General features: G+C 43.6%; 3 protein-coding genes. 2 read left to right on the top strand and 1 reads right to left on the bottom strand.

What is annotated here, in order from left to right; genetic code table 11:
* Positions 1 to 922: o-succinylbenzoate synthase (locus tag F6K37_RS37495; protein ID WP_287256097.1), on the top strand; the 922-nt coding region annotated here is incomplete at its 5' end.
* On the opposite strand, the gene F6K37_RS45115 is transcribed toward F6K37_RS37495, so the two are convergent.
* Positions 919 to 1,086 (bottom strand): pentapeptide repeat-containing protein, encoded by a 168-nt coding sequence (locus tag F6K37_RS45115; protein ID WP_353838964.1) that lies wholly within the window; start codon positions 1,084 to 1,086, stop codon positions 919 to 921. The two genes, F6K37_RS37495 and F6K37_RS45115, sit on opposite strands and share 4 nt — an antisense overlap.
* 136 nt (positions 1,087 to 1,222) lie before the next feature.
* Between F6K37_RS45115 and F6K37_RS37485 the strand changes: the two genes are divergently transcribed.
* Entirely contained in the window at positions 1,223 to 2,719 is a 1,497-nt protein-coding gene (locus F6K37_RS37485; protein ID WP_287256094.1) for a 2-succinylbenzoate--CoA ligase, read from the top strand.
* The last annotated feature ends 7 nt before the right edge of the window (positions 2,720 to 2,726 follow it).

The raw sequence follows: 2,726 nt of genomic DNA, 5'->3' as shown, positions 1-2,726 counted from the left end.
GAACTATCAGTTCAAGTTTCACCCATACCAGCGTCCCTTTAAGCATCCGTTGTCTACTAGTCATGGCAAATGGACAGTCAGAGAAGGTATCATTCTTAGCCTTAGTGATGAAATAGGGAACATTGGCTGGGGTGAAATTGCTCCTATCCCTTGGTTTGGTTCGGAAACTCTGGAACAAGCCTTTAATTTTTGCGAGCAATTACCTCAGGAGATTACTACAGAGGAGATTTTCGCCATTCCTGCTCAACTCCCCTGCTGTCAATTTGGGTTTGAATCTGCTTGGGAGCTAGTGATTGGCAAAGGACTTTCTACAAAAGACTTTGAACAAAGCAAACAAAACTACAGTTACTTGTTGCCGAGTTATGAAACAGCAAAACAGTCCTGGGAAGCTCCCTGGAATCAGGGATACCGAACCTTTAAATGGAAAATTGGTATTGCTCCGATTGAGGATGAAGTCAAGATAGTTCAGCAGTTGGTTGAAGCAATACCTGCTTCTGCCCAATTGCGTTTGGATGCCAATGGGGGATTGACTAAACAAGAAGCTGAGCAGTGGCTGATGGTATGTGACACTATTGGAGCCGTTGAGTTTATCGAACAGCCCCTACCTCCAGAGCAGTTCGATGTGATGTTGGAGATGAGCCACAACTATTCGACTGCGATCGCATTGGATGAATCTGTGGCAACCCTTGACCAACTTGAACAGTCTTACCAGCAGGGATGGCGAGGAATTTTTGTGATTAAAGCTGCGATCGCAGGTTCTCGGAAACGACTACGGCAGTTTTGCCAAACCTATCCGATTGATACCGTGTTTTCATCCGCCTTGGAAACTACCATTGGTCAACAAGCGGTCCTCCAGTTAGCAGCAGAACTATCTGACTTCAAGCGCGCTGTAGGTTTTGGTGTCAACCATTGGTTTAATTAAGGTTGAAGGTGGGAATGTTGAAGGTGGGAATGTTGAAGGTGGGAATGTTGAAGGTGGGAATGTTTAAGGTGGGAATGTTGAAGGTGGGAATGTTTAAGGTGGGAATGTTGAAGGTGGGAATGTTTAAGGTGGGAATGTTTAAGGTTATTGGGTTTTAAGGTTATTGGGTTTTAAGGTTATTGGGTTTTAAGGTTATTGGGTTTTAAGGTTATTGGGTTTTAAGGTTAGATGGTTGGAATGTTGAACGCGAACGCGTGGCCTTTTGGCCAAGGTTATTGGGTTTTAAGGTTATTTGGTTAGATGCTTGAAGCTTTAAAGAGCAAATGTGGGGAGGATTCATACCTTGAACAGCCCCTAAGCTATGTTCAAAAACGTTCTGGTGAACAATGGCTGATTGGTTATGACAGCCAGCAACTTCACCAACTCATTGAGCAATACTCTCAGCAATTCTCCCAACTTTACCAGGAAAAAGCACCGAAAATCCTTTTATTAGAGCAAAATCCTCTTAAATTTATCGCCGCTTTTCTAGCTGCTGTTGCTAATAATTGTCATATATTCTTAGGCAATCCCCACTGGGTAAAACCAGAATGGCAACAAGTCCTTAACCAAATCCATCCCGATCTAATTATCGGAGAATTAGCCAGTATCATTGAGCCATCACCACTCAATACTCAACACTTAAGAGTCAATAATCAATATTCAATATTCAATAATCAGTCTTCAGCACTCATTATGATTCCCACAGGGGGCTCGTCTGGTAAAATCCGCTTTGCCATTCACACTTGGGAAACCTTGATGGCATCAGTAGCAGGGTTTCATCAGTATTTTGGGAACAAGCCAGTGAATTCCTTTTGTGTCTTGCCTCTGTATCATGTCAGTGGTTTGATGCAGTTTATGCGATCGCTTACCACCGGTGGACGTATGGTGATGTTGCCCTTCAAAGCCTTGAAAGCTGGGGCAGGACGAGACATTGATCCTAAAGAATTTTTTATCTCTCTAGTACCGACTCAACTAGCCAAGCTGATCAACCAAGATGGGGCTGAGTGGTTATCCCGGTTTCGGACAGTATTGTTAGGCGGTGCTCCGGCTTGGGAATCCCTATTAACACAAGCAAGACAGTATCGTATTCCTTTAGCTCTCACCTATGGCATGACCGAAACCGCTTCTGGTGTAGTCACCCTTAAACCTGAGGATTTCCTCAGTGGTAACAGTGCTAAAAGTGCTAACAATAATAGTTGTGGTCAGGTTTTACCCCATGCCAAGGTGACGATTCGCAATGGTAGTGGGGAAATCGTGAAGGCTAATCAAACTGGTGTGATTACTATTGAGGCAAAGTCCTTATTCCATGGTTACTATAGTGCTAGCCAAAATCTTGCCCTAGAATCTGAGCTAAGTAAATTTCCCAACAGAGTCCAAACGCTACAATCGGACGATTTAGGCTATTTCGATCAACAGGGTTACTTATATACTATTGGGCGTCGCAGTAACAAAATTATTACCGGTGGTGAAAATGTGTTTCCCGCTGAGGTAGAACAGGTAATTCGTGGCACAGGACTCGTCAGTGATGTTTGTGTGATTGGCTTACCCGATGACTATTGGGGTCAAGTGGTAACCGCTGTTTTTGTGCCTAGTTCCGATCAGGTTTCTGTTGCGATGGTGCAACAGAAAGTAGAGGGTAATTTGAGTAAATTCAAGTGTCCTAAGGATTGGGTGGCGGTAGAATCTTTACCGCGCAATGGTCAAGGGAAATTGAATTATGAACAGGTGAAAGTTATTGCGCGAGACTGTTTAAGTTAATCTAAAT

The organism is Moorena sp. SIO4E2 (assembly GCF_010671945.1).
Taxonomy (GTDB): Bacteria; Cyanobacteriota; Cyanobacteriia; order Cyanobacteriales; family Coleofasciculaceae; genus Moorena; species Moorena producens.
Note: the sequence above shows the minus strand (reverse complement) of the source record. Positions and strands in the feature narration are given on the sequence as shown.

Excerpts from the sequence above, each read along its gene's own strand:
- F6K37_RS37485 (WP_287256094.1), top strand. The coding sequence starts at position 1,223 with ATGCTTGAAGCTTTAAAGAGCAAATGTGGGGAGGATTCATACCTTGAA.